Annotated in this window: 23 protein-coding genes; 8 read left to right on the forward strand and 15 right to left on the reverse strand. The window is 70.8% G+C overall.

Features of this window, described 5'->3' with window-relative positions:
• Window positions 1–65 precede the first annotated feature (65 nt).
• The 5 genes from ACIBK4_RS27120 to ACIBK4_RS27140 form a co-directional block, all read right to left on the reverse strand.
• Entirely contained in the window at window positions 66–977 is a 912-nt protein-coding gene (locus tag ACIBK4_RS27120) for a M56 family metallopeptidase (RefSeq protein ID WP_398998447.1), read from the reverse strand.
• Window positions 974–1,342, reverse strand: coding sequence for a BlaI/MecI/CopY family transcriptional regulator (locus ACIBK4_RS27125; protein WP_398998450.1), 369 nt, complete (start codon window positions 1,340–1,342; stop codon window positions 974–976). Before ACIBK4_RS27125 ends, ACIBK4_RS27120 begins: the two co-directional genes overlap by 4 nt.
• A gap of 191 nt (window positions 1,343–1,533) precedes the next feature.
• Window positions 1,534–1,998, reverse strand: coding sequence for a DUF6174 domain-containing protein (locus tag ACIBK4_RS27130; RefSeq protein WP_398998452.1), 465 nt, complete (start codon window positions 1,996–1,998; stop codon window positions 1,534–1,536).
• 115 nt (window positions 1,999–2,113) lie between these two features.
• A complete protein-coding gene (locus ACIBK4_RS27135; RefSeq protein WP_398998454.1) occupies window positions 2,114–2,857 on the reverse strand; it encodes a DUF1775 domain-containing protein in 744 nt (247 codons plus the stop codon).
• Entirely contained in the window at window positions 2,788–3,501 is a 714-nt protein-coding gene (locus tag ACIBK4_RS27140) for a hypothetical protein (protein ID WP_398998456.1), read from the reverse strand. The genes ACIBK4_RS27135 and ACIBK4_RS27140 overlap by 70 nt, the downstream gene beginning before the upstream one ends.
• 820 nt (window positions 3,502–4,321) lie before the next feature.
• Between ACIBK4_RS27140 and ACIBK4_RS27145 the strand changes: the two genes are divergently transcribed.
• On the forward strand, window positions 4,322–5,344 hold the full coding sequence (locus tag ACIBK4_RS27145; protein WP_398998458.1) for a cation diffusion facilitator family transporter: 1,023 nt from the start codon (window positions 4,322–4,324) through the stop codon (window positions 5,342–5,344).
• Between the two features lie 125 nt (window positions 5,345–5,469).
• On the opposite strand, the gene ACIBK4_RS27150 is transcribed toward ACIBK4_RS27145, so the two are convergent.
• The 3 genes from ACIBK4_RS27150 to ACIBK4_RS27160 all read right to left on the reverse strand — a co-directional run bounded on the left by ACIBK4_RS27150 (window position 5,470) and on the right by ACIBK4_RS27160 (window position 8,040).
• A complete protein-coding gene (locus ACIBK4_RS27150; protein ID WP_398998460.1) occupies window positions 5,470–6,117 on the reverse strand; it encodes a DUF3105 domain-containing protein in 648 nt (215 codons plus the stop codon).
• A gap of 151 nt (window positions 6,118–6,268) precedes the next feature.
• Entirely contained in the window at window positions 6,269–6,661 is a 393-nt protein-coding gene (locus ACIBK4_RS27155; RefSeq protein ID WP_398998462.1) for a hypothetical protein, read from the reverse strand.
• Window positions 6,662–6,870: 209 nt separating this feature from the next.
• Window positions 6,871–8,040, reverse strand: a complete 1,170-nt coding sequence (locus tag ACIBK4_RS27160; RefSeq protein ID WP_398998464.1) for a magnesium and cobalt transport protein CorA — start codon at window positions 8,038–8,040, stop codon at window positions 6,871–6,873.
• Between the two features lie 150 nt (window positions 8,041–8,190).
• On the opposite strand from ACIBK4_RS27160, the gene ACIBK4_RS27165 reads away from it, so the two are divergent.
• The gene (locus ACIBK4_RS27165) at window positions 8,191–9,384 is read left to right on the forward strand and encodes a winged helix DNA-binding domain-containing protein (RefSeq protein ID WP_398998466.1); all 1,194 of its coding nucleotides are present in this window, start codon (window positions 8,191–8,193) and stop codon (window positions 9,382–9,384) included.
• A 7-nt stretch (window positions 9,385–9,391) separates the two neighbouring features.
• Here ACIBK4_RS27165 and ACIBK4_RS27170 read toward each other — a convergent pair whose 3' ends face one another.
• Window positions 9,392–10,039, reverse strand: coding sequence for a LysE family translocator (locus tag ACIBK4_RS27170; RefSeq protein ID WP_398998468.1), 648 nt, complete (start codon window positions 10,037–10,039; stop codon window positions 9,392–9,394).
• A gap of 103 nt (window positions 10,040–10,142) precedes the next feature.
• Here ACIBK4_RS27170 and ACIBK4_RS27175 point away from each other — a divergent pair, with 103 nt between their 5' ends.
• Window positions 10,143–11,009, forward strand: coding sequence for a LysR substrate-binding domain-containing protein (locus ACIBK4_RS27175; protein WP_398998470.1), 867 nt, complete (start codon window positions 10,143–10,145; stop codon window positions 11,007–11,009).
• Between the two features lie 101 nt (window positions 11,010–11,110).
• Entirely contained in the window at window positions 11,111–11,293 is a 183-nt protein-coding gene (gene dmpI, locus ACIBK4_RS27180; RefSeq protein ID WP_266773946.1) for a 4-oxalocrotonate tautomerase DmpI, read from the forward strand.
• Between the two features lie 114 nt (window positions 11,294–11,407).
• Here dmpI and ACIBK4_RS27185 read toward each other — a convergent pair whose 3' ends face one another.
• The 3 genes from ACIBK4_RS27185 to ACIBK4_RS27195 form a co-directional block, all read right to left on the reverse strand.
• Entirely contained in the window at window positions 11,408–12,199 is a 792-nt protein-coding gene (locus ACIBK4_RS27185; protein WP_398998473.1) for a S1 family peptidase, read from the reverse strand.
• Window positions 12,200–12,401: 202 nt separating this feature from the next.
• A complete protein-coding gene (locus tag ACIBK4_RS27190; RefSeq protein ID WP_398998475.1) occupies window positions 12,402–15,218 on the reverse strand; it encodes an ATP-binding protein in 2,817 nt (938 codons plus the stop codon).
• Between the two features lie 183 nt (window positions 15,219–15,401).
• The gene (locus ACIBK4_RS27195) at window positions 15,402–16,235 is read right to left on the reverse strand and encodes a response regulator transcription factor (protein WP_398998477.1); all 834 of its coding nucleotides are present in this window, start codon (window positions 16,233–16,235) and stop codon (window positions 15,402–15,404) included.
• Window positions 16,236–16,360: 125 nt separating this feature from the next.
• Here ACIBK4_RS27195 and ACIBK4_RS27200 point away from each other — a divergent pair, with 125 nt between their 5' ends.
• Window positions 16,361–18,031 carry an AMP-binding protein gene (locus ACIBK4_RS27200; protein WP_398998479.1) on the forward strand — a complete coding sequence of 557 codons (1,671 nt, stop codon included), beginning with the start codon at window positions 16,361–16,363 and terminating at the stop codon, window positions 18,029–18,031.
• A 32-nt stretch (window positions 18,032–18,063) separates the two neighbouring features.
• Complete coding sequence (locus ACIBK4_RS27205) at window positions 18,064–19,671, forward strand: AMP-binding protein (protein WP_398999204.1); 1,608 nt, start codon at window positions 18,064–18,066, stop codon at window positions 19,669–19,671.
• Window positions 19,672–19,721: 50 nt separating this feature from the next.
• On the opposite strand, the gene ACIBK4_RS27210 is transcribed toward ACIBK4_RS27205, so the two are convergent.
• Together ACIBK4_RS27210 and ACIBK4_RS27215 are read right to left on the reverse strand one after the other, a co-directional pair.
• Complete coding sequence (locus ACIBK4_RS27210) at window positions 19,722–20,414, reverse strand: SDR family NAD(P)-dependent oxidoreductase (RefSeq protein WP_398998481.1); 693 nt, start codon at window positions 20,412–20,414, stop codon at window positions 19,722–19,724.
• 186 nt (window positions 20,415–20,600) lie between these two features.
• On the reverse strand, window positions 20,601–21,434 hold the full coding sequence (locus tag ACIBK4_RS27215) for a helix-turn-helix domain-containing protein (protein ID WP_398998483.1): 834 nt from the start codon (window positions 21,432–21,434) through the stop codon (window positions 20,601–20,603).
• Window positions 21,435–21,580: 146 nt separating this feature from the next.
• Between ACIBK4_RS27215 and ACIBK4_RS27220 the strand changes: the two genes are divergently transcribed.
• Complete coding sequence (locus ACIBK4_RS27220) at window positions 21,581–21,904, forward strand: putative quinol monooxygenase (RefSeq protein WP_398998485.1); 324 nt, start codon at window positions 21,581–21,583, stop codon at window positions 21,902–21,904.
• A gap of 38 nt (window positions 21,905–21,942) precedes the next feature.
• Here ACIBK4_RS27220 and ACIBK4_RS27225 read toward each other — a convergent pair whose 3' ends face one another.
• On the reverse strand, window positions 21,943–22,650 hold the full coding sequence (locus tag ACIBK4_RS27225; RefSeq protein ID WP_398998487.1) for a hypothetical protein: 708 nt from the start codon (window positions 22,648–22,650) through the stop codon (window positions 21,943–21,945).
• 201 nt (window positions 22,651–22,851) lie between these two features.
• Between ACIBK4_RS27225 and gcl the strand changes: the two genes are divergently transcribed.
• Window positions 22,852–24,636 carry a glyoxylate carboligase gene (gene gcl, locus ACIBK4_RS27230; RefSeq protein WP_398998489.1) on the forward strand — a complete coding sequence of 595 codons (1,785 nt, stop codon included), beginning with the start codon at window positions 22,852–22,854 and terminating at the stop codon, window positions 24,634–24,636.
• Window positions 24,637–24,727: the final 91 nt, after the last annotated feature.

Consider the following 24,727-nt stretch of genomic DNA (forward strand, 5'->3'; position numbering starts at 1 on the left):
TAGTAGTTCGTGTTGCAAGTGAATCCGTATCCCAAGGGCCCGCGGGGAACAGGCCGTTCGCGATGTCAGCCGAGGATGGGCGGACAGGCGACCAGCAGCGGCAGCAGTGGCACGGCCAGGGCCGCGGCGGCCACGGCTCCGCACAGGACGGGGTGCGGAGCCCTGCGCGGGCCGAGGGCCCGCCGCAGTCGGATCAGCACCGTGTGCCCGCCTGCGGAGAGGGCGCCCTTCGGCGTGCGGGCTGCGGCCATTTCGTACATCGCGGTGGCCAGCGCCTCCTCGGAGTGGCTGTGCAGAGCACGGTCGTCCGCGACCATCTCCAGGAGGAGCGCCGTCTGTTCCCGGGCGTGGTGGGCCAACGGCAGTCGGCGGAACGCCGAGTGGAACGCCTGACCGGCGGCCAGGGCCAGGTGGTGGCGGCCCGTGATGTGAGCCCGCTCGTGCTCCAGTACGGCACCGAGCTGCTCGGAGGTGAGCACGCGAACGGCCGCGTCGCTGAGCACGATCCGGGGGCGGCGACCCGGCAGGCAGTACGCGGCCGGAACGTCGTACGGCAGGACGGTGACGCCGAGTCGGGCCGAGCGGTGGCCCACCAGGTCCACTGCCTTCCGGTGCCGTGCCCGCGCTCGATGGGCTCGTACGACGTGGAAGGAGAAACTCGCGACGAGGGCGATCCCGACGGCGGCGGGCAGGGCGACGGCGAGCGGATGCGCGGCGCCGTGGCCGGGCCGTCCCGCCTCCGCGGCGAATCCGCAGGCGTGCAGCAGACCCACCAGCCCCGCGTCCAGGTGCTCGGCCGGCATGGCCAGGTTGTAGCCGGACAGCGCCGCTCCGATCGAGAACGAGACCATCAGGGCGTACCAGACCGCCAGCCCGAGGGCCGGGGCGCGGTGCGGCCAGGCGGACCGAAGGAGGATGCGCGGAGCCACGAAACCCACGAAGGCCGTGTAACCGACCAGGACGGGGGCCGCGTTCATCCCTTCGCCTGTCGTTCCACGCTCCGCAGCGCCTCGCGCAGAGCGGCGATCTCGTCCTCCGACATGCTCTCGACGAAGTGGACCAACGCGGCCGAGCGGTCCTTGCTCTCGCCCAGCCCGTTCTCCATCAGCGCGGCGGCATACGCCTCGCGGCTGCGGACCGGCGTGTACAGCCAGGCCCGGCCCTGCTTGTCACGCAGCAGCCAGCCCTTGGAGTGGAGGATGTTGGTGACGGTCATCACCGTGGTGTAGGCGACGGGGCGGGTCTTGTTGAGGTCGTCGACGACCTCGCGCACGGTGGCGGGACGGTTCCACGCCCAGAGGCGGTCCATGATCTCCGCTTCGAGATCCCCCAGCCGCCGCATGGACGTGCCCCCTCTCACCACCGAATACGCAAGGCCATAGTAGACAGCCGGACTTGGCACCCGTTTCGTCGGACGGGAACGAGCTTCGGCCGTTCCGGCAGGGCCAGGCGGCCACTGCGGGCGAGCGTGGCGTCCGGCGTCGGTGAACAGTCGGGCCGGTGAGGCGGGAACGGTGACAGGGGCGAGCCGGGTCAGCCGACGGTCGGATCGTAGGAGCTGATGACGTAGAGGGCCTCGTCGTCGACGGCGTTCTTGTCCTCGTCCAGCGTGATCCGCAGAGGGTGCCCGTCGGCCGCGTACTCCGCCTCCGCCGTGTCCGCGTGGTCGCGGCGGGCCTGGTCCAGTCTCTTCAACAGCTCGCCCATCGTGGGCACTTGACCGGGCAGTTCGCGTGACTGCCGTCGGCTGTCCGCGTCGATGCCCGTCACCTGCGCCACCGTGCCGTCCCGGACCTGCACCCGGAAGGTCCCCGCCAGGACCTGGGTGGCCGAGGTCAGCGTGTAGTCGTACGAGGCGGGCTCCTCCCAGGTGGTCTCCGCCTTGCCGGCCTCCGCGGAGGCGGGCGGCCCGGAGGCGCAGGCAGTGGCCACGCACAGCAGGGTCCCTGCCGGCACGGCAGCGGACACGGAATGCGGACGGGGACGTGCGGCCGTCATGGTGGCTCCCTCGGTGTCGAGTACCACTGTGACGCCGGCCGCCCGACGTACGTTCGTGGAGCAAGAGGCCGTCGCCCCGGGGCAGTTGTGGCCCCAGGGCGACGGCTTTCGGACGTCAGATCCGAGACGAGGCAGCTCGTCGTTTGACCAACCACCACGCGCCGCCGCCCAGTACGAGCAGGACGACGACGGTCACAGCGATCAGCGCGCCCGAGGACATGCCGTCGTCCTCGTCCGCGGCCGTGTCACTGGCGGCTGTCGAAGCGTCCGGTCGGGATGTCGCCGCGGAGGGAGTGGGTTCGGCGGCGCCGGGTGGCATGCTCTCGGTCGGGCTGGGGCTGACCGGCTTGGCGCCCGGGGCCGCGGCCTTCAGCTTCAGGACCGGCGCGGGCTCCTCGGGTTCCTCGCCACCGGTGGGCAGTTCGATCCAGCGGGAGATCTTCCCGTCGCTGTAGGTCTCGACGGTCTTGAAGACCAGTTCCTTCGCGTCCGGCAGCTGCCGGACCTTGATCGTGTGCTCGGCGTCGACTCCGGCATTGAGCGCTGGGCCGCCAACGGTGTAGCCGTCGTCGGTGGCCGTCAGCTTCCAGCCCTTGGGAGCCTGGCCGAGCGCCACGTCACCGGGGGCGACGCCTTCGGGGAGCACGATGCGCAGCGTGGTGAAACCGGCCGAGCTGGACTCCGCCTCGGACACGAAGCTGAGGGTGACGTTCTCGGCGAGCGCCTGGGGGCGGTCGGCCTCGACCTCCGCGTGGGCGGCGGCCGGTGCGGCCAGAGCGAGTGTGGCCGTCAGCGCGGCTGCGCCGGCCAGAGCGACACGGCTGCCGGCGCGTGCCTGCCGGTGGATGGATGCGTACACAGGGGAACTCCTTGCTGGTACGGGAGAATCCGGTCCGGCAGGTGCCGGAACCGGTGAAGGACCGGAAGGCGCTCCCGTCGCGGTGGTCCCCTGCGCACCACCGCGTGTTCCAGTACCTCCTCCCGCGCTTGTTTCGCCGCGAAGAACCCGCTCGTACGTGCCTCGGGCAGCCGGGGCAGCGCGCGGTCCGGTTCGGCCGGCGTCCGTGGCAGCACCTGGGCCAGGGCGGCAGCGGCGGCCCCGGCCAGCGTGCGCAGCGTGCCGAGCGCGGCCGTCATGCGTACGTCCGCCCGGTGCAGCAGCCAGGCCACCGTCAGCGCGGCGAACGTGTGCACGATCGTCATCGTCGCCCCGGCGTGGTGCCAGGCGTGCCCGTCCCCGGAGGCCGCGGCCATGTGCCCGGGGTGCGTCGCGTGCTGCGGCATCGCCGTCGAGGCGTCGTCGGCCGTGGCGGACAGGGCGAGATGCAGCAGGCCCTGCATGGCCAGCGTGGCCATGACCGTCGCGACCGGCGCGTAGCGGCGACGGGCGAGCGGCCAGACCGCCGCGAACTGAGCCGCGATCAGTACACCCACCAGCCGCCAGGGCACCGTGCCTTCGGCGATCGCGTGATGCCCGAAGGTCGCGAGCACGGTGCCGAGCACGGCGAACAGGCCGGCCCGCGCACACGCTCCCGCGTGGCTGGCCCGGCCTGCTCCGGAACGTTCCTGGTGCCAGGTCACGTGATCAGGTGGCACGGTCGCCCATCATCCCCTACCGGGCGTTCTCACAACCGCGCGCCGAGCGCCTCGGCCGGCAGCTCGGGCGTGCGGGCAGGCAGGGGACGCCGAGGAGCACGGCGCCGCCCCACCGGACTCGCGGGGCGGTCAGACGTTCGTCGTGGACGAGCCGGCTGGTGGAGGTCACGGGCGTTCACCTCGTCGTATACGTCGGGTCGGGTGGGACTGTTCACGGGCGTCGGAGGAGGCGCTGAACAATGTCCTCGGTCTGTGCGGCTGTGCGAGGGAGTCCACGCGGACGGGGTGGGTCGCCGCTGCGCGGGCATGGAAGGCACGTGCCTGGTCGATCAGGTACCGCACGCCTCGAAGGGAACGGGGGGTGGAGACTCTGGTCTCCTCGACTGGGGTGCAACTTCGGCGCTGGGCGCGGCGAGTTGGCCGTTGCGGTGGCCGGGCATCGCGCGGAAGGCGCGGCTTCCAGCGGGGAGGCGGCCGGGAGGCACATGCCGGGCGCGGGCTGTGGACCCGGACGCGTCCGGCGGCGTAGCGACCCGCCCGGGTGGGGTTCGTCGGCGGCCGGCTCTGGTCGCCCTTGGGTTCGCGGACCGGTGGCAACGTCATGTTTCCGCAGGTCAAGGCCCACTTAACGGACATGACAACGGTCACCGGTGCAGCCTTTGCCGATTCGTCCCGGCATGGGCTTCACTTCGGTCGAGGCATCCGTCGCGAGGGGGAAGGGGACACCATGAGCGACCACGGTCATGAGCACGATGCGGGGCACGAGCACGGCTCGGGAGGTCACGCCGGGCACTCCCACGGCGTGACGGCGGACGCCGACGGGCGCTGGCTGGGCATCGCGCTCACGCTCATCACCGCGTTCATGGCCGTCGAGGTCGTCGTCGGCGTCATCGCGAGTTCGCTGGCCCTGATCTCGGACGCGGCGCACATGCTCACCGACGCCGCCTCGATCGTGCTCGCCCTGATCGCGATGCGACTGGCCGCGCGCCCGGCCCGCGGCGGCTTCACCTACGGCCTCAAGCGCGCCGAGATCCTCTCCGCCCAGGCCAACGGGCTGACCCTGCTGCTGCTCGGTACGTGGCTGGCGTACGAGGCGATCCGCCGACTGGTCGAACCGCCGGAGGTCGAGGGCGGGCTGATGCTGGGCACCGCGCTCGTCGGCATCGTGGTGAACGTGGTGGCCGCCTGGTGCATCTCCAAGGCCAACCGCACCTCGCTGAACGTCGAGGGCGCCTACCAGCACATCCTCAACGACCTGTTCGCCTTCATCGGCACCGCGATCGCCGCGCTGATCATCGTCCTGACGGGCTTCACCCGCGCCGACCCCATCGCCACGCTGGTCGTCGTCGCCCTCATGTTCAAGGCGGGCTACGGGCTCATCCGAGAGTCGGGCCGCATCTTCCTGGAGGCGGCGCCCGCGGACATCGACCCGGACGCACTGGGCGACAAGCTCGTCGCCCAGCCGACCGTCGTCGAGGTCCACGACCTGCACGTCTGGCAGATCACCTCCGGGCAGACCGCCCTCTCGGCCCACGTCCTGGTCGAGGCCGGCGGCGACTGCCACGCCGTCCGTCGCGACCTGGAGAAACTCCTCCAGCACGACTACGGCATCACCCACACCACCCTCCAGGCCGACCACGCCCCCGAGAACGTGCTCCAGGTGGCACTCCCGGGCGAGCGCGCCGACGGCACGGCGCACTGCGAGGACCCGCACGGCCCGGTCCACCGGGACGAGCCGCACGAGCACTGAATTCCCGTCGCCCGGCCGGAGCTTCGGCTCCGGCCGGGCGACCGGTCACCGGGAGCGGCGTACGCCCTGGATCTGAGAGTGCGCCACCACGGAACGAACAGGGCCGCGATCGCCGGCGCCCCCGCTCACGCGGACTTCCCGCCCGTGCACGCGGCACCCGGCTCCGGAGTCTGCTCGCCCTGCACGTACTTGGCGAGGAACTCCCGCACGCGCGGGTCCGACGCGGACTTCACGCCCAGCTGCTTGCCCCAGGCGGACACGACGACGGGCGAGGACTGGTCGGCGTAGGGGCTCATCAGGGTGTACGGAGTCTGCTTCACCAGCGTCCGCAAGGCACTGACGTCTTCGGCGGTGGCCTTGTCGGTGTACGTGACCCAGACCGCGCCGTGCTCCAGGGAGTGCACGGCGTTGGCTTCGTCGATCTCCTGGGCGTACACGTCGCCGTTGCAGTTCATCCAGGTCGGGTCGTGGTCCCCGCCGGTCGCGGGCGACATCTTGTAGGTGACCGGGGTGCTGACGTGATTGCGGCCCAGGTCCTTCCAGGACTTCTCGCCCTTGACCGGGGTGGCGGCAGCCTGTTCTTTCGCGTCCTGCTTCTTCTTGTTGTCCAGGAGGAAGTACCAGGTGCCGCCGACGAGTCCGGCGACGACGAGCCCGCTCAGGGTGACGGTGAGGATCCGGTTGCGGCGTTCGCGCGCGGCTTCGGCGCGACGCATTTCCTCTATCTTGGCGCGGCGTTCGGCACGCTGTGCTTTGGCTCCGGCGGAACCCATGGCATGTCCTTGTCCCCGTCGTGCGTGAGGGCACGACGGTGCGAGTCGAGCGGTCATCGGGCAGCCCGCGTTCCCGCGATACGGAGGCGGGGACGGGGCAGGAAGCATCGGCGGGCGCGGCTACAGATGCAGCCGCGCGGAGCACACCGGCCTAGATCCGCTGAACCTGTAGTTGGTGAATGCCGGGGGTGAGACCGTGGGTCCGCGCCGACCCGCGCGGGGGTGCGGTCGCTGCCTTCAGGACAGCCGCAGCCAGGTCGACCGCCTTGGCCGGCGGCACCGGAGTCGGCGAGGTGGCGCCCGTGACCGCCCGGGCCGCGGGACGGCAGTCCGCATCGCCAGGACCATGCGCCGGGCCCGGGCACTCGTGCTCCAAGCCCCGCTCGGAGACCGTGTCCACAGTGATCGCCACGACCGGCACGGGCATCCCGCCCGCCGCGAACGTCTCGTCCCCGGTGTGCGCGCACGCCGGGAGCACCGCCACCACGGCGACGAGGAGGGCGACGCAGCGCAGCACGAGAAGTGAGCCGACGCGTCGTGACACGCCGCTGAACCGTCTGCGCCATTTCCTCATCCCGCCAGATCGTAGCCAAGGCGCAGGTCGCCACGGAACGGAGGATGCTCAGGAGGAGCCGCCAGGTCGTCGCGCCGGTGCTCGCCGACCGGCTGCTGTCACAGCCAAGCAACCGGGCGGGTCGATGTCAGGAGGTGCGAGAGCGGAACACGCGACGGGCTTGAGGGGTGCTGCCTGGCCTAGAGCCAGTCCCGCCGCTTGAAAATCAGGTACAAGCTCACGCACACCACCCCCATCAGGCCGATGGCGAAGGGGTATCCGAAGCGCCAGCCCAACTCCGGCATCCGGTCGAAGTTCATCCCATAGATCGTGCCGACCAGCGTCGGCGCGAACAGAATGGCCGCCCACGACGAGATCTTCTTGATCTCCTCGTTCTGCTCGAACCCCGCCTCCGCCAACGCCCGCATCTCCGCGTTCTGTTCCTGGGTGACCAGGGTCGCGTTCACCGTGAGGATGTCCGAGAGGGCCTGGCGGAAGCCGTCGACGCGTTCGCTGGTGTGGGTGACGTGGTCGGCGACGTCGCGGAGGTAGCGCTGGAGTTCCTCGTCCGTGCCGTACTTCGCGAAGCCCGCCATCAGGCTGTGCAGCATGCCCACCAGGGGACGGGTCGCGCGCTGGAACTCGACCATTTCGCGGGAGAGTTCGTAGATACGGCGGGAGACCTTCGGGTCGCCGCGGAAGACCTCCGTCTCGATCTCGTCGATGTCGGTCTGGACGCCGGTGACGACCGGCGCGTAGCCGTCGACGACCGCGTCGAGGATCGCGTAGAGCACCGCCTCGGGGCCGAGCTTCAGCAACTCCGGTGATTCCTCCATGCGTTGGCGTACCGCCGACAGATCGGGGGCCGCGCCGTGCCGGACCGTGATCACGAAGTCCGGGCCCACGAAGACATGCAGCTCGCCGAAGTCGACCTCCTCCGTCGTGTCCAAGTAGCGGGCCGCGCTCAGGACGACGAACAGCGTCTCGCCGTAGCGCTCCAGTTTGGGCCGCTGATGTGCCTCCATCGCGTCCTCGACGGCCAGCGGGTGGAGGTCGAACTCCGCTGCCAGGGAAAGGAGTTCACTCTCGGTGGGGCGGGCGAGGCCGATCCAGGCCATGCCCGCAGGCTGCTCGCGCAACTCACGGAACGTGTCCGCCAGAGTGTCCGGTGCCGAGACCCGCACGCCGTCCCGATACAGGGCGGCCTGGACGACGCTGCCCGCGTCGGACGGTTCGGGGGGTGGCGCGTCGGTCGTGGACGCCGGGGTCTCGGGTGCCGGCTCCGGAGGCGGGGCGGCCGTACGGCGCCAGCCGGACATCCTGCCGGGCCTGCCGTTCTTCGAGGTGGGGCGGGCGCGTCGCTGGGGCATCGCGGTGCCTCTCGATCGGGCCTACGTCTGCGTGATCACGGAGCACGAGCAGGATATACGGGGCATACAGCCGGGGCGTGAGATCGAGCTCCGGGATTCGGTGAGAGTTGCGGACAGAAAGTGTCCGCGACGCCCACTAGCGTGCGCAACATGACGGCGAAGGCGACGAAGACGAAGACGACGGCATCGGTGAAGTCCGCGAAGACGGCAAAGGTAGCGAGGACGGCGAAGGTAGCGACGACGGCGAAGGCCGTGACCCCCGGACCCGTACTCGACCCCCGCGCCCTCAACCGCGCCACCCTCCACCGCCAACTCCTCCTGAACCGTTCCCCCCTCTCCGCCTGCGCCGCCATCGAGCATCTCCTCGGCCTCCAGGCCCAGAACGTCAAGCCGCCCTACTACGCGCTTGCCGCCCGCCTCGACGGCTTCACGCCCGAGGCGCTGTCCGGGCCGATGGCCGAGCGTGAGGTCGTCCGGATCGTCACCATGCGGTCCACCATCCACACCCACACGGCGGCCGACGCCCTCACCCTGCGCCCGTTGGTGCAGGCCGCCCGGGACCGTGAGCTGGGGGCCTTCCGCAAGGGGCTCGTCGGAGTCGATCTGGACCGGCTCGCCGGCCTCGCCCGTGAACTCGTCGAGGCCGAGCCGCGCACCATGAAGGAGTTGCGCGAGGCCCTGCTCGTCGAGTGGCCCGACGCCGACCCGCAGGCCCTCGGGATCGCCGCCCGCTGCAAACTCCCGCTCGTCCAGGTCACCCCGCGCGGGCTGTGGGGCCGTAGCGGACAGGTGGCCCTGACCACCGCCGAGCACTGGCTGGGACGCCCCGCCGAACCCGCGCCCGCCCCGGACGCCACCGTCCTGCGCTACCTCGCCGCCTTCGGCCCCGCCTCCGTCAAGGACATGCAGACCTGGGCCGGACTGACCCGGCTGCGCGAGGCCTTCGAGCGGCTTCGGCCGCAGCTCGTCACCTTCTACGATCCGAACGGCGTCGAACTCTTCGATCTTCCGGACGCGCCCCGGCCCGACGCGGACACCCCGGCCCCGCCGCGTTTCCTGCCGGAGTTCGACAACCTGCTGCTCTCCCACGCCGACCGCACCCGGGTCGTACCGCCCGAGTACTGGGGCCGAGCCTGGTGGGGCAATGTCGCCCACCGCACGTTCCTCGTCGACGGGTTCCTCGCCGGGGTGTGGAAACTCGACGACGGCCACCTCGTCATCGAGCCCTTCGGCAAGCTCACCAAGGATCAGCGGGATGACGTGGTCGCGGAGGGCGCGCTGATGCTCGACACCCTGCACAAGGGGACGTCGTACGACATCCGGTTCGGCACTGTGGTGCCGTAGAACCCGTTCAGTCCGCTCGGCCCGTCAGCGCGACCGTCACGCCCAGGCCGATCATGGTGCAGCCGCCCGCGCCGCCGATCAGGGACAGGCGGCGGTCGGAGCCGGCGAACCAGGTGCGGGCGGCCGAGGCGGTCAGGCCCCACAGGGTGTCCGTGACCAGGCCGATGGAGATGGGGATCAGGCCGAGCAGGAGCATCTGGAGGGGGACGTGGCCGGCCGCGTGGTTGACGAACTGGGGGAGTACGGCGGCGAAGAACACCACGCCCTTGGGGTTGGTGACGCCGACGAGGGCGCCGTCGAGGACCGTGCGGAGGTCGCCCCGGGGTTCGGTGGAGGGGCCTGCCTGCATTGCCGACGCCTTCAGTTCCTTGCGGTGGCGGAACGCCTGGACGCCCAGATAGATGAGGTAGGCGGCGCCCGCCAGTTTCACTGCCAGGTAGATCGTGACCGACCGTTCGACCAGCGCGCCGATGCCGAATGCCACCGCCGCCACCAGGACGTACGAGCCGAAGACGTTGCCGATCGCCGTCGCCACCGCCGTACGGCGGCCGTGGGCGAGCGCGCGGCCGATGACGAACAGGACGCTGGGTCCCGGGATCACGATCACCAGCAACGACATCGCCGCGAAGGCGAGGAAACGGTCCGTGGACACCATGCGATCAACTCCCATCCGCCGCTCATTGAAACAGGCGCCCATGAGCCGCCTCTAGAGCATGAGCCGCCTCCAGAGGCTGAGCGGCCCCCTCTAGAGTCGGGGCATGGAACTGCGGCAGCTCGGCTATTTCGTGGCGGTCGCCGAAGAGCTGCACTTCGGGCGGGCGGCCGAGCGGCTGCACATCGTGCAGTCGGCGGTCAGTCAGCAGATCCAGCGGCTGGAGCGGGAGTTGGGCGCCGAGTTGTTCGACCGCTCGCCCCGGCGGGTGCGGCTGACGGGCGCGGGGGAGCGGCTGCTGCCCGAGGCGCGGGCCGTGCTGGCCGCCGCCGAGCGGGCCCGGGCGGCCGTGGTCCCGCCGGTGGGGCTGCGGATCGGTACGAGCACCGGGCTCGGCGCGCATCTGGACCGGGTGCTCGGCGTCTTCGCCGAACGGGCGCCGGACGTCCCGGTCGAGCTGTTCTCGCTGCCGGTCGGTGAGCGGCTCGCGCGGGTCGCGGGCGGGCAGTTGGACGCGGCGTTCGTCCGGGCGGTCGAGCCGGTGTCCGGCGTACGGGTGCTGCCGCTGTGGGCCGATCCGCTGGTGGCGGCCCTCCCCGCCTCGCATCCGCTGGCCGCGCGGCCGGAGATCCGCGTCGAGGAACTCGCCGCGCTGCCCCTGGCCATCACCGAGCGGCGGAACAATCCCGCACTCGTCGACCTGGTCGTCGGCGCCTGCCACGAAGCCGGGTTCGAGCCACTCCCCGGACCCGTGAACGGCTCCCTCCAGGACACCCTCGCCAGCATCGGCACCCGCCCGCTGTGGACGGTCGTCTACGCCTCCCACGCGCGCGTGCTGCACAGCCCGCGCGTGGCCTTCGTACCGTTCGCGGCGCCGGGCCTCACCCTGTCGACGGGCCTGGCCGTGCACGCCACGAAAGCGCCGCCGTACCTGGAGGCCCTGCTGCTGGCCTGCGGCGATCACGAGAACTGATCGCTGCGGTCGCGAGCTGCTTCTTGGTCGGGGACGGCCGACGCGATGAACTGGACCTACCGAACAGGCGCACAACTCAGCACATCTCAAGGGAGTTCAGCATGCCCATCGTGACCATCCAGCAGGGTCCGCGCGACGTCGAGCTCAAGCGGGACCTCGTCAAGCGGGTCACCGACGCGTTCGTGGACGCGTACAAGATCCCCGCCGAGAGTGTGCAGGTGTGGATCCACGAGGTGCCGGCCGACAGCTGGGGCGCGGCGGGGAAGCTCACCGCCGACAAGTAGCCCACGCGGAGCAGGCCTCAACGGGCATATGGATAGGGTGCGTTGCGGGCTGCTCGTGGAAGCCCGCAACGCACCCTGGTATTTCCCTGAGGGATGCTCAGGAGTTCTTCCGGGTCACGAGTTGACCTGTGTGGTCACCAGGCTGGAGAACTTGGTCAGCCGGGAGTAGACCCCCGGGTAACCCGCCTCGGCACAGCCCTCGCCCCAAGAAGTGATCCCTGCCAGGACGCCCCCGATGAGCAGGGGACCGCCGCTGTCGCCCTGGCAGGTGTCTACGCCGCCGGATGTGTATCCGGCGCAAACCATGTCGGTCGCGATGAAGTCCGAACCGTAGGAGCTCTTGCAGCTGGAGTCGGACACGATCGGGACGGTCGCGGTCCGCAGCTGGTTGGAGGAGCTGCCGTTCTCCGAGGTGGTGCCCCAGCCGAGGATGCGGGCCGTGGTGCCGGCCGCGTACACGGAGGTGTCCGTGGAGGCGACGTACTTCGCCGTGGTGTACGGCATCGACGTCGACAGCGTCAGCACGGCCACGTCGTTGCCGTTGGTGGCGTCCGTGTAGCTGGGGTTGATCCAGATCTTGCTGACCTTGCTGACGGTGCCGTTCGTACCGTTGAGGTACGTGCGGCCGCCGACCACGCGGACGCTGCTGGTGGTCTCGCCGACCATACAGTGGGCGGCGGTGACCACCTTGGTCGCGGAGACGAGCGTGCCGCCGCAGAACTGGTTCTGCGAGGCGTCCGTGATCTGCATGACGAACGGGTACGACGTCGTCGTGGTCGTGGAACCGCCGACGATGGGCTGGGGGGCTGCCACAGCGGTGGGGGCGCTGAGCAGTGCGGTCGCTGCGGCAGCGGCCGCTGCCGCGACGACTGCGGTGGTTCTCTTGGCGCGGTTGAGCCCGAACATGAGTCTCCTCATTGGGTTGCCGGTGGGGGTCGCGCGGGTGTGGGGGTGTGCTACGGGGGTCGCGGGACCGACCCCCGTATGCCCGGGCGAGCGGCACACCCATAAGCTAGAACCCGGCACACCCTGTTCCCAATGAGGGAACCCCCTAGGGGAGTTGGGCAGGGAAAACCCTCGGTCGCCGCACAGTAAACCCGTAGGGTCCTCAGTTCGGACGGCGCCCCGCCGCCAGTCGGACGATATCCACCCGCGAGCGGATCCCCAGCTTGCGGTAGACGCGGGTCAGGGTCGCCTCGACCGTCTTGACGCTGATGAACAGCCGCGCGGCGATCTCCCGGTTGGTGGCGCCCTCCATGACGAGCGCGGCGACCTGACGCTCCATCGAGGCCAGCCCGTCGAGCCCCTCCAGGGTCGGCGCGGGCGTGGGCACGGGCGCGGGCTCCGGAGCCCTGGTGACGGCCGCCTCGTCCACCTGCCGCAGCCACGGCAGCGCACGGCAGCGGCGGAAGAGGCGGGTCGCCTCGTCGTACGACGTGGGCCCGGGCTGCCCGGTACGCAGCGACGCCAGCGCGAACGCGGCACGCGCCTCCTCCAGCCCGTAGCCCAGCTTCGCGAGCCGGTCCTGAACGGACGTCAGTTGCGCTACGGCGGCGTCGTGTTCGCCGCGCGCCGCCCGCACCAGCGCCTCGGCGCGGTCGAGGACGGCGAGGACGCTCTCGCGGCCGAGGCGCAGGGCGCGTTCGCGGGTCACGTCGATGACGTCCTGGGCCTCGGCGGTCTCGCCGATGCGGACGAGGGCCTCGGCGAGGTCGCCGTGCCAGCGGCCGCGCGCCGGGTCGGTGACCCCGAGGGCCTGCTCCAGTTCGCGGACCCGGCGCAGCGAGCGGACGGTCCCGTGGGCGTCGCCTGCGACCAACTGGGCGTATCCCAGGGCCCCGAGGGCACGGGACAGATACATCTGGTCGCCGTCCTCCTCGGCGTGCTCGACCGCCTCGCGGGCCAGCGCGAGGGCCTCCTCGACGTCACCGCCGGACGCCTCCGCGAGCGCGGTGAGCATCGCGGACGCCGTCTGGCCGATGCCGGAGTCGCGGGCCAGGCGCAGGCCTTCGCGCGCCAGGTCGAGGGCGCGGCCGCAGTGCCCGGAGCGCAGTTCGGTCTCGGCGAAGCCGCGCAGGAAGTGCACCTCGCTCTCCACCGACCCGCGCCGCCGCACCTCGCGCAGCAGCGCGGTGATGGTCGCGCGGGCCTCGGGCAGCTGATCGCTCATCACCAGCCAGCGGAACCGCGCCGAACCCGCGCCGTTGTGATGGCACGCCACCCTCGGGTCCTGGGGCTCCTTCAGCGCGCGCTTGATGGTGAGCGGGGCGTCCGGATGACCCATCAGGGTCTCCGTCTGCGCCTGGAAGGAGAGCGCGAGGAGTTCGGTACGCCGGTCACCGGCACGTGCGGCGAGTTCCGCCGAGCGCGCGGTCTCCGCCCGGGCCTCGGCGAAGTCGCCCTCAACGAGCAAGGCGCGCCAGGCCAGTTGGTAGCGGACCAGGGCGAGCAGCCGGGGGTCGTCGCCCGCGTCGGCGAGGGCCTGCGGGAAGACGGCGTCGACGTCGGCCATCGAGTGACCGGCCGTGTCGATCACGATGATCCAGGCCCGCACCCGCTCGGCGGCCACCGACGTCCGGGTCAGCACCTCACGCGCGATGTCCCGGGCGAGGTCGAGTTCGCCGGCGGTGATCGCGTCCTCCGAGGCCTGCAGCCGGCGCTCGTCCGGGCCCGGCACGCTGTCACCGGGAGTGTGCCGGGCGGCGAGCAGTCCGAGCGACGCGGCGACCGAGGGCGCCCCGCGATCGCGGGCCAGGGTCGCGGCCTCGGCGAGCCGGGCGGCAACCTCGGGATCGGTGCCGGTGGTCGCGAGGGCGAGGTGCCGGGCGCGCTCGATGGGGTCGGAGGCGGCGGTCGACAGCGCCGCGTGCGCGGCCCGCCGCTCCTGCGCGGGCGCCTCGGCGTACAGCGCGGCGGAGATCAGGGGATGCGCGAACCGTACGGCGGGACCCTCGGGTTCCGTTGCCAGCAGGCCGAGTTCGGCCGCCTGGGCGGTCTCCGCCTCGGCGTTCTCCCGGCCGGCCGTCTGGAGCAGGGCCACCGTGGGCCGGGCGCCCGCGCTCGCGACCAGCAGGGTGCGGCGCGCCTCGGCGGGCAGCATGTCGAGCCGGCTCAGCACCAACGCGCGTAGTGACGTGGGCACGGGCAGCGGCTCGCCGGGTCTCGGAGGGGTCGGGTTCTCGGCCAGCGCGCGCCCCAACTCCAGCGCGAACAACGGGTTTCCGCCACTCGTCCGGTGGATCTCACGGACCGTGGAACGCGGCAGCCCGGTGTACCCGCGATGGTCCAGCAGCGCCGACACCTGCGCCCGGGACAGCGGACTGAGCCGGAACGCCAGCGTGTCCGGCGGCGAGGCGCTCAGATACCGGTTGTACTCCTGTCCCTCGGTCCGCACCGCGAACACCATCTGCACCTGCGTGTCCCCGAGCCGCCGCGCGGCGAACCCGAGCAGCTCCGCACTGGCCGGGTCCAGCCACTGCAGATCATCGGCTACGACGAGGACGGGACCGTCGGCGGCGAGGGCGCGCAGCGCGGACAGGACGGCCAGGCGCAGGGCGAGGCCGTCGCGCTGGAGGGAGGACTCGCCGCGACCGGTGAGCGCGGATTCGAGCGCGGTGCGCTGGGCGACGGGCAGTCGCTCGGACACCTCGTCCAGGACCAGACCAAGGAGGTCGGCGAGGGCCAGGAAGGGGAGATGGGATTCGGACTCCGTGGCCGAGCAGCGCAACACGGTCCGCGCCGTCTCGCCGTATTCCGCGGCCAACGCCCGCAGGACGGTCGACTTTCCTATTCCGGCGGGGCCGTGGAGCAGCACACTGCCACCCTCGGCGAGCTGGTCACGGGCGGCGTTGAACATCTCCTCCCGGCCGATGACCAGGTCGGGGCGCGTTCTGGCAGGCTCCTTGAAGTCCCGTCGCACGGTCACCGCTCCCCTCGTGTGTCGTGTCCGGGCCAATATTAGGCAATCAGTCCTTGAAATTCGGATGGATGGGGTCGTGAGGGAAATAACAACTGTGCAGCATCGGGAAATTCAAAGCTCCGATGAATGAATAGACGGCCGTCGCGGGAACCCCCTCAGGGGGTGTCCCAGGGAGTGTCTCGGCCCCGCTCACGGCAGCACCCCCGCCCGCCGCGCGGCCACCACGGCCTCCCCGCGGGTGTGCGCCCCGAGCCTCCGCATCGCCGAACGCAGATACCCCTTCACCGTCTCCGGCCGCAGCCCGAGCCGCTCCGCCGCCACCGCGTTCGTCGCCCCCGCCGCCACACACGCCAGGACGTCCAGCTCCCGGGGCGCCAGCTCCACGTCCCCGGGGGCCGCCTCCGCCGTCAACAGGCCGCAGGCGTCGAGCAGTTCGGCCCGCAGCGCCGGGTCAGGAATGCGCGGGGCCAGCGCCCGCAGCGCCGCGTGCGCCTCCCGCACCTGCTCCCACACCGCGCTCGCCGCCGGGTCGGGGGCCGGCGCCGGACGCGCCGCGCTCAGCAGGTCCCGCACCTCCTCCCGTACGACCAGCGCCTGCTCCACGTCCCGCGCGGCCTCCATCGCCGCGCTGAGCATCCGGTCGCCCAGCGGCTGGGCGGTGCGCAGCGCGCCGTAGAGGACACCGCGCACCCGGCGGCGTACGACGACCGGGACCGCGAGCATCGCGTGCAGGCCCTCCGTGGCGACCGCGGTGTCGTACTCGTGGCTGATCTGGTGGGAGGACGAGTAGTCCGCCACGGCGTACGGGCGGGCGAGGGCGACCGCCTTGCCGCCGAGGCCGCTGCCCGAGGTCACCGCGAGGGCGCGCAGGGCGGGGGTCGCCGTGCCGCTGAGCTCACTGATGCGCATCTGCCGGCGGCCGGTCTCCACCAGGCCGCCGAAGGCGACCGGCAGCCCCGTACCGCGCCGGAGTCGCACCAGCGCCGACTGAATCTCCACCATCCCTGCCGCGTCCGTCGCCACCCGCTTGCCCCTTCATTGCGGCCGCCCTGCTGCACACACCCCCGTACGGGGGTAGTGAGACCCACATCACGGATTACACGATGTCAGAGAGCCGCCCGGCAATGGTCCGGTACCTAGGAGGACAGATGACGACGGCGAGTGAGTCGTTCCGTAGCGCGCGGGATTTTCTGCTGGCGCACCGTACGGACTATGCCACGGCCTACGAGGGTTTCTCCTGGCCCAGGCCCGAGCAGTTCAACTGGGCGCTCGACTGGTTCGACGTCATCGCGGCCGGCAACGACCGCACGGCCCTGCGCATCGTCGAGGAGGACGGCACCGGGACCGCCCTGTCCTTCGCCGAGATGTCCGAGCGCTCGAACCGCGTCGCGAACTGGCTGCGCGCCCAGGGCGTCCGCCCCGAGGACCGCATCCTCGTCATGCTCGGCAACCAGACCGAGCTGTGGGAGACGGCCCTGGCCGCCATGAAACTGCGTGCCGTCGTCATCCCCGCCACCCCGCTGCTCGGCCCCGCCGACCTGCGCGACCGCGTCGAGCGCGGCCGGGTCCGGCAGGTGATCGTGCGCTCCGAGGACACCGCCAAGTTCGACGAGGTGCCCGGGACGTACACCCGGATCGCGGTCGGCGGCGCGGTCGAGGGCTGGCGGACGTACGAGGACGCGTACACCGCTGCCGCGGAGTTCACGGCGGACGCCCCGACCCTGGCCGACGACCCGCTGATGCTCTACTTCACCTCGGGTACGACCGCGCACCCCAAGCTGGTCGAGCACACCCACACGTCGTACCCGATCGGCCACCTGGCGACGATGTACTGGATCGGTCTCCGGCCCGGCGACGTGCACCTCAACATCTCCTCGCCCGGCTGGGCCAAGCACGCCTGGTCGAACCTCTTCGCGCCCTGGAACGCGGAGGCGACCGTCTTCATCCACAATTACACGCGCTTCGACGCGGCCCGGCTGATGGCCGAGATGGACCGCGCGGGCGTCACCACCTTCTGCGCCCCGCCGACCGTGTGGCGGATGCTCATCCAGGCCGACCTGACCCAGCTGCGCACCCCGCCCCGCGAGGCGCTGGCGGCGGGGGAGCCCCTGAATCCCGAGGTCATCGAGCAGGTCCGGCGCGCCTGGGGCGTCACCATCCGGGACGGCTTCGGGCAGACCGAGACCGCCGTGCAGGTGTCGAACAGTCCCGGCCAGCCGTTGAAGACGGGTTCGATGGGGCGGCCGAGTCCGGGGTACCGGGTCGAGCTCCTGGACCCGGTGTCGGGTGCGCCCGGCGCGGCCGAGGGCGAGATCGCGCTCGACCTCTCCGACCCGCCCGTCGGCCTGATGACCGGCTACCACGGCGACCCGGACCGTACGGCGGAGGCGATGGCCGGCGGCTACTACCGCACCGGCGACATCGGCGCGCGGGACGCCGACGGCTACATCACCTACGTCGGCCGGTCCGACGACGTCTTCAAGGCCTCCGACTACAAGATCTCCCCGTTCGAGCTGGAGAGCGCGCTGCTGGAGCACGAGGCGGTGGCCGAGGCCGCCGTGGTGCCCGCACCGGACGAGCTGCGGCTCGCCGTACCGAAGGCGTACGTCGTGCTCGCGGCGGGCTGGGAGCCGGGGCCCGACACCGCGAAGGTGCTGTTCGAGCACTCGCGTGACGTCCTCGCCCCGTACAAGCGCATCCGCCGCCTGGAGTTCGCGGACCTGCCCAAGACCGTCTCCGGCAAGATCCGCCGGATCGAACTGCGGGAGGCGACGGCCGCGGGGTCGGACGCCGAGTACCGCGAGGAGGACTTCCGATGAACGCGCCGACGCACGTGCCGATGAACTCGTCGATGAACTCGTACAGCCATGGAACCAGCGGGACTTCACTCCTCGGGGACACCATCGGAGCCGACCTCGCCCGCGCGGTCGCCGCGTGGCCCGACCGCGAGGCGCTCGTCGACGTACCGTCCGGCCGACGCTGGACGTACGCCGAATTCGCCGCCGACATCGAGCAGTTGGCGTACGCGCTGCTCGCGAGCGGGGTGGCGAAGGGCGACCGGGTGGGGATCTGGGCGATCAACTGCCCGGAGTGGGTGCTCGTCCAGTACGCCACCGCCCGCATCGGCGCGATCATGGTGAACATCAACCCGGCGTACCGCACCCACGAGGTCGAGTTCGTCCTCAACCAGGCGGGAATCTCGGTCCTGTTCGCCTCGGCCGGTCACAAGGGGAGCGACTACCGGGCGATGGTCGACCAAGTCCGGCCCAAGTGCCCGGAGTTGCGGGAGACGGTGTACATCGGCGACCCGAGCTGGGAGGCGCTGGTGGCCAGGGGTGCGGCCGACCGCTCGGCGGAACTCCGGTCCCGCGAGGCCGAGTTGTCCTGCGACGACCCCATCAACATCCAGTACACCTCGGGCACGACCGGCTTCCCCAAGGGCGCCACGCTCTCCCACCACAACATCCTCAACAACGGTTATTTCGTGGGGGAGTTGATCGCCTACACCGAACAGGACCGGGTCTGCATCCCGGTGCCCTTCTACCACTGCTTCGGCATGGTCATGGGCAACCTCGCGGCGACCTCGCACGGCGCGTGCATCGTGATCCCGGCCCCGTCCTTCGACCCGGCGGCGACCCTGAAGGCCGTACAGCAGGAGCGGTGCACGTCCCTCTACGGCGTACCGACCATGTTCATCGCGGAGTTGAACCTCCCCGACTTCGCGTCCTACGACCTCTCCTCTCTCCGCACCGGCATCATGGCGGGCTCGCCCTGCCCGGTCGAGGTGATGAAACGGGTGGTCGCCGAGATGCACATGGCGGAGGTCTCCATCTGTTACGGCATGACGGAGACGTCCCCGGTCTCGTTGCAGACGCGGATGGACGACGACCTCGAACACCGCACCGGAACGGTCGGCCGCGTCCTGCCGCACCTGGAGGTCAAGGTCGTCGACCCGGCGACGGGTGTCACCCAACCCCGGGGCGCGGCGGGCGAGTTGTGCACCCGGGGCTACAGCGTGATGCTCGGCTACTGGAACGAGCCCGAGAAGACCGCCGAGGCGATCGACGCGGGGCGCTGGATGCACACGGGTGACCTGGCGATGATGCGCGAGGACGGCTATGTCGAGATCGTCGGCCGCATCAAGGACATGATCATCCGGGGCGGCGAGAACATCTACCCGCGCGAGATCGAGGAGTTCCTCTACACCCACCCGAAGGTCGCGGACGTCCAGGTGGTGGGGGTGCCGCACGAGCGCTACGGCGAGGAGGTCCTGGCGTGCGTGATCCCGCGGGATCCGGCGGAGCCGTTGACGCTGGAGGAGCTGCGCGGGTTCTGCGAGGGGAGGCTGGCGCACTACAAGATTCCGAGCCTGCTTCAGATCATGGATGCCTTTCCCATGACGGTGTCGGGGAAGGTGCGGAAGATCGAGCTGCGGGAGCGGGCTGTTCGGGGGGAGTGAGGCAGGGGGACTCGGGTGTGCGGTCGAACTGCCCTTGGCTCAGGGCCGGTTCACCACGGGAGGTGCCCGGAGCGGTCGACGAACTGGCCCGTCGGGCCGTCCGGGCCGATCGTCGCGAGGGCCACGATGGACTCCGCGCCCTCGGCGACGCTGTGTCCGAGGCCGCCGGTGAAGTCGGTCGCGGTCTGCCCGGGGTCCGCGGCGTTGACCTTCACGTCCTTCAGTTCCTTGGCGTACTGGGTCGTGAGCATCGTGACCGCGGCCTTCGAGGCTGAGTACAGGGGCAGGGCGTACTGCGACTCGATCCGCGCCGGGTCCTGGGTCATGCCGAACGAGCCCATCCCGCTGGACACGTTGACGATGACGGGGTTCGGCGACGTGCGCAGCAGCGGGAGGAAGGCGTGCGTCACGCGCACGATCCCGACGACGTTCACGTCGAGCACGGCGCTCATGTCGGCCGCGGTGTACTCCTCGACGGGGCCGACCCTGCCGAGGACGCCGGCGTTGTTGATCAGGACGTCGATCGTCCCCTCGTGCGCGGCGACATCCGCGGCCGCCGCCCGGACCGAGTCGTCGTCGGTCACGTCGATCCGGACGAACCGGGCGCCGATCGACTCGGCTGCGGCCCTGCCGCGCTCAGGATCGCGGGCGCCGAGGAGGACTGTGTGCCCCGCCTCGACGAGGCGACGGGCGGTCTCAAGACCGAGGGACTTGTTGGCCCCGGTGATGAAGGTGGTGGTCATGCTGGATCCTCCTGGTCCGGACAGCACGGTCGTGCGCTGTTCACGCACTCCATGCTGGGTCGCCGGGAGGATCGGCGGGAGCTACGGGACTTCCTGGTACGGCGCGTACCACCCGGCGGACCGGTCGACCCAGCGGCCTGGTCCACCGGACGGCCTGCCGGACGAGGCCGCCGGGTGCGCGGGCGTTCACCCCTGAGGAGACATCCTCTGGACCCCGATGGCCGCGAGGAGTTCGAGTTTGCCGCCGGCGTCGGTGTCCGGCTGCGGCGTGTACACCACGAGGCGGAGGTTCGTGTCCTGCGTGGCGAGGATGTCGGAGTTCAGGGCGATGTCCCCGACATCCGGGTGCCGGACGAGTTTGTGCGCACTCTGGTGACCGCCCACCGCCCGACGGCTCCACAACTCCCGGAACCGCGGGCTGAGGTTCAGCCTCGACACCAGTGCAGCGAGGTCGGGATCGGCGGGGTACCGGCTCGTCGTCGCGCGCAGATCGGCGACGAGGGACTCCTCGAACGCCGCCCGCTCGTCCGCCGTCTGCCGCACCCGGGGCAGCTCACCCAGGAACTGCCAGATCAGGACGTTGCGGTCGCCCACGCCGCGGACCGTGGGATCGCCGAACGTGGCCGCGAAGAGCGGGTTCCAGTGCAGCAACTGCCAGGTGGCGTCGTAGATCGCCAACGGGTTGCCGGCGAGCTGGTCCACGATCCGGTACAGGCTCCCCGGGATCATGCGTGGGACCCGGCTCGGATCCGCCGCGTGCCCGGCCATGCGCAGAAGGTGGGCGTGCTCGTCGTCGGACAGGTGCAGGGCGCGGGCCAGGGCCGAGCAGACCTGTGCCGAGGGTGTCGCCACCCGTCCCTGCTCCAGCCGGACCACGTACTCGACCGAGATACCGGCCAGTGTCGCCAGTTCGGCGCGCCGCAGACCGGGGACCCGACGGGGCGAACCGTGCGCGAAGCCCACCGTCGCGGGGTCCAGCCGGTCCCGCCACGCCCGCAGCGCGGCACCGAGTTGATCCATGCGCACCATCCTCGCGCACACCCCGCCCCGCCGGGTGGTACGCGCTGTACCACGAAGCGCCGTAGCTCCCGCCGACGCGCACCGGGGCGCAGTGTCGAGTCGTGAACGGCGTACGAACACGCTGTTCGGAGCCACGAGGAGCAAGCATGACCACCACGTCGAACCACTACGTCACCGTGCTGTGGGAAGCCCGGGCCAAAGCCGGGAAGGAAGCCGCGATGAAGGAGTTCATGACAGCCGCCGTCACCGCGTCACGCCACGACACGGGCAACATCGACTACGACGCCCACCAGGTCGAGGGAGAACCGGGCACGTTCGTCATCTTCGAGCGCTGGGAGAGCCGCGAGGCCCTCGACGGCCACCTGCACGCACCCCGCATGCAGGAGCTGGTGCCCCAGCTGTTGGAACTGATGGACGGCACCATCGAGGACGGGATCCGCTTCCTGCAGCCGTTCCGCCCGGCGCAGTAGGCCGACGCGGAGCGCGGCGCTCGCGACCGTCGTCCCAACTAGCTCCCCGCGGCGTCGAGTTGATCCGCCAGGTCGTTCACCGGCTGGGGCGTGCCCGTGAGGTCGAGGACGAACAGGGGGATGCCGAGGGCGTCCGCGCGGACGCGGGCGTCGTCGGCGTAACCGGCGAGGGAGAAGTAGACGCACTCGGTGGACTCCGTCATGGCCGTCAGCCACAGGCACTCCACGTCGCGCAGTGAGGCCGGCCGTACGGTCGGGTCCACCTGGGCGAGGATGCCGCGGGCGGCGAGGCCGATGCCGGACGGCGGTCTCTGGTCGGCGCGGCGGATGTCCCGGTAGCCGAGCCAGCGCAGATACAGCGCGGCGGCGGTGACCGCGTCGCGCGCGGTACGGATGGTGACGGGCTGGAACGCGGGGCGCCCGTCGGCCTCGGCGCCGGCCTTGGCGGCCCGCGGGGCCGGTTCCGCCGTGGGCTCCGCGCCCGCGACGGGAATCCGCAGCAGGGTTCCGCACGGGCAGCCCAGCTCCGGGTACGGCCATTCGTCCAGCCGGCCGCAGGCCGCGCAGCGCACGGCGATCCAGTCCTCGTCCCACACCCGGTGGGTCACGACCGTCGCGACGCCGCGTTGGTCCAGCGGCGGGGCCACGGGTGCCCCGCACACACAGGGATACGACGGCGCCGCGTAGACGTGCTCTCGTCGGCAGGCCGGACAGCGCACCGCCACGCTCTCGGACATGAGCCCCATAGTCCTCCTGAAAACCCCTGCTTGTCCGTCCCTTGACGGCCTTGGTCACCCGACTTACATTACTTCCAGATAGTAGAAGTTAGATTCCGCAATACGGAAAATCAATGCGGAAGTCAGAAGCTCAAGTCAGAAGCTCGCAAGGAGTTCTCACCGCGGGGCGCGACGGTGACGTGATTCCGACAGCCGAAGCAGGAGTACTCCATGGCTCGTATGACCGCTGCCCGCGCGGCAGTCGAGATCCTCAAGCGCGAGGGCGTCGGCGACGCGTTCGGCGTCCCGGGCGCGGCGATCAACCCGTTCTACGCCGCGCTCAAGGCCTCCGGCGGCATCAACCACACCCTCGCCCGCCATGTCGAGGGCGCCTCGCACATGGCCGAGGGCTACACCCGTACGAGTCCCGGCAACATCGGTGTCTGCATCGGCACCTCGGGCCCGGCCGGCACCGACATGATCACCGGTCTCTACTCCGCGATCGGCGACTCGATCCCGATCCTGTGCATCACGGGCCAGGCCCCGACCGCCGTGATCCACAAAGAGGACTTCCAGGCGGTGGACATCGCGTCGATCGCGGCCCCGGTGACGAAGATGGCGATCACCGTCCTGGAGGCGGCCCAGGTCCCCGGCGTCTTCCAGCAGGCCTTCCACCTGATGCGCTCCGGCCGCCCCGGCCCGGTCCTGATCGACCTCCCGATCGACGTGCAGCTCACGGAGATCGAGTTCGACCCGGAGACGTACGAGCCGCTGGCGGTGTACAAGCCGACGGCGACCCGGGCGCAGATAGAGAAGGCGATCGGGATGCTGAACGCGGCCGAGCGCCCGCTGCTGGTCGCAGGCGGCGGTGTCATCAACGCCGACGCGTCCGAACTCCTCGTGGAATTCGCCGAGTTGACGGGCACGCCGGTCGTCCCGACCCTGATGGGCTGGGGCGTCCTGCCCGACGACCACGAACTGAACGCCGGCATGGTCGGCCTCCAGACCTCGCACCGCTACGGCAACGCGACCTTCCTGGAGTCCGACTTCGTCCTCGGCATCGGCAACCGCTGGGCCAACCGCCACACCGGCAAACTGGACGTCTACACGGAGGACCGCACCTTCGTCCACGTCGACATCGAGCCCACCCAGATCGGCAAGATCTTCGCCCCCGACTACGGTATCGCGTCGGATGCGAAGGCGGCGCTGGAGCTGTTCGTGGAGGTGGCAAGGGAGTTGAAGGAGGCGGGCGCCCTCCCCGACCGCTCGCTGTGGGCGGCGTCGACCCAGGAACGCAAGTCAACTCTCCAACGCCGCACCCACTTTGACGACATCCCGATCAAACCCCAGCGCGTCTACGAGGAGATGAACAAGGCCTTCGGCCCGGAGACCCGCTACGTCTCCACCATCGGCCTCTCCCAGATCGCCGGCGCCCAGATGCTCCATGTCTACCGCCCCCGCCACTGGATCAACTGCGGCCAGGCGGGCCCCCTCGGCTGGACGATCCCGGCCGCACTGGGCGTGGCCAAGGCGGACCCCGAGGCGTCGGTCGTCGCCCTCTCCGGCGACTACGACTTCCAGTTCATGCTCGAAGAGCTGGCAGTCGGCGCACAACACCGCATCCCGTACGTCCATGTCCTGGTGAACAACGCCTACTTGGGCCTGATCCGCCAGGCGCAGATCGGCCTGGACATCAACTTCCAGGTCAACCTGGAATTCGAGAACATCAACTCGCCTGAGCTGGGCGTCTACGGCGTCGACCACATCAAGGTCGTAGAGGGCCTCGGCTGCAAGGCCATCCGCGTCACCGACCCCACCGAACTGGGCGCGGCCTTCGACCAGGCCAAGAAGCTCGCGGCGGAGTTCAGGGTCCCGGTCGTGGTCGAGGCGATCCTGGAACGAGTCACCAACATCGCGATGAGCAAGACGAACGACATCAGCGCGGTGGTGGAGTTCGAGGAGCTCGCGACCGAGCCGGGTCATGCGCCGACATCGATCAGGACGCTGAAGGTCTGAGAGACGAGGAGTCAGAGGGGCGACCCATCCGGAAGAATGGGTCGCCCCCTCTACTTTTGGAAGGCGCGAAGCGCCAACCAAAGGGGCGCGG

Source organism: Streptomyces sp. NPDC050528 (assembly GCF_044457795.1).
In the GTDB taxonomy this organism is placed as follows: domain Bacteria; phylum Actinomycetota; class Actinomycetes; order Streptomycetales; family Streptomycetaceae; genus Streptomyces.

Excerpts from the sequence above, each read along its gene's own strand:
- ACIBK4_RS27160 (WP_398998464.1), bottom strand. The coding sequence starts at position 8,040 with ATGCCCCAGCGACGCGCCCGCCCCACCTCGAAGAACGGCAGGCCCGGC.
- ACIBK4_RS27120 (WP_398998447.1), bottom strand. The coding sequence starts at position 977 with ATGAACGCGGCCCCCGTCCTGGTCGGTTACACGGCCTTCGTGGGTTTC.
- ACIBK4_RS27150 (WP_398998460.1), bottom strand. The coding sequence starts at position 6,117 with ATGGGTTCCGCCGGAGCCAAAGCACAGCGTGCCGAACGCCGCGCCAAG.
- ACIBK4_RS27125 (WP_398998450.1), bottom strand. The coding sequence starts at position 1,342 with ATGCGGCGGCTGGGGGATCTCGAAGCGGAGATCATGGACCGCCTCTGG.
- ACIBK4_RS27215 (WP_398998483.1), bottom strand. The coding sequence starts at position 21,434 with ATGGATCAACTCGGTGCCGCGCTGCGGGCGTGGCGGGACCGGCTGGAC.
- ACIBK4_RS27220 (WP_398998485.1), top strand. The coding sequence starts at position 21,581 with ATGACCACCACGTCGAACCACTACGTCACCGTGCTGTGGGAAGCCCGG.
- gcl (WP_398998489.1), top strand. The coding sequence starts at position 22,852 with ATGGCTCGTATGACCGCTGCCCGCGCGGCAGTCGAGATCCTCAAGCGC.
- ACIBK4_RS27185 (WP_398998473.1), bottom strand. The coding sequence starts at position 12,199 with ATGTTCGGGCTCAACCGCGCCAAGAGAACCACCGCAGTCGTCGCGGCA.
- ACIBK4_RS27145 (WP_398998458.1), top strand. The coding sequence starts at position 4,322 with ATGAGCGACCACGGTCATGAGCACGATGCGGGGCACGAGCACGGCTCG.
- ACIBK4_RS27175 (WP_398998470.1), top strand. The coding sequence starts at position 10,143 with ATGGAACTGCGGCAGCTCGGCTATTTCGTGGCGGTCGCCGAAGAGCTG.
- ACIBK4_RS27165 (WP_398998466.1), top strand. The coding sequence starts at position 8,191 with ATGACGGCGAAGGCGACGAAGACGAAGACGACGGCATCGGTGAAGTCC.
- ACIBK4_RS27200 (WP_398998479.1), top strand. The coding sequence starts at position 16,361 with ATGACGACGGCGAGTGAGTCGTTCCGTAGCGCGCGGGATTTTCTGCTG.
- ACIBK4_RS27210 (WP_398998481.1), bottom strand. The coding sequence starts at position 20,414 with ATGACCACCACCTTCATCACCGGGGCCAACAAGTCCCTCGGTCTTGAG.
- ACIBK4_RS27130 (WP_398998452.1), bottom strand. The coding sequence starts at position 1,998 with ATGACGGCCGCACGTCCCCGTCCGCATTCCGTGTCCGCTGCCGTGCCG.
- dmpI (WP_266773946.1), top strand. The coding sequence starts at position 11,111 with ATGCCCATCGTGACCATCCAGCAGGGTCCGCGCGACGTCGAGCTCAAG.
- ACIBK4_RS27205 (WP_398999204.1), top strand. The coding sequence starts at position 18,064 with ATGAACTCGTACAGCCATGGAACCAGCGGGACTTCACTCCTCGGGGAC.
- ACIBK4_RS27225 (WP_398998487.1), bottom strand. The coding sequence starts at position 22,650 with ATGGGGCTCATGTCCGAGAGCGTGGCGGTGCGCTGTCCGGCCTGCCGA.
- ACIBK4_RS27170 (WP_398998468.1), bottom strand. The coding sequence starts at position 10,039 with ATGGTGTCCACGGACCGTTTCCTCGCCTTCGCGGCGATGTCGTTGCTG.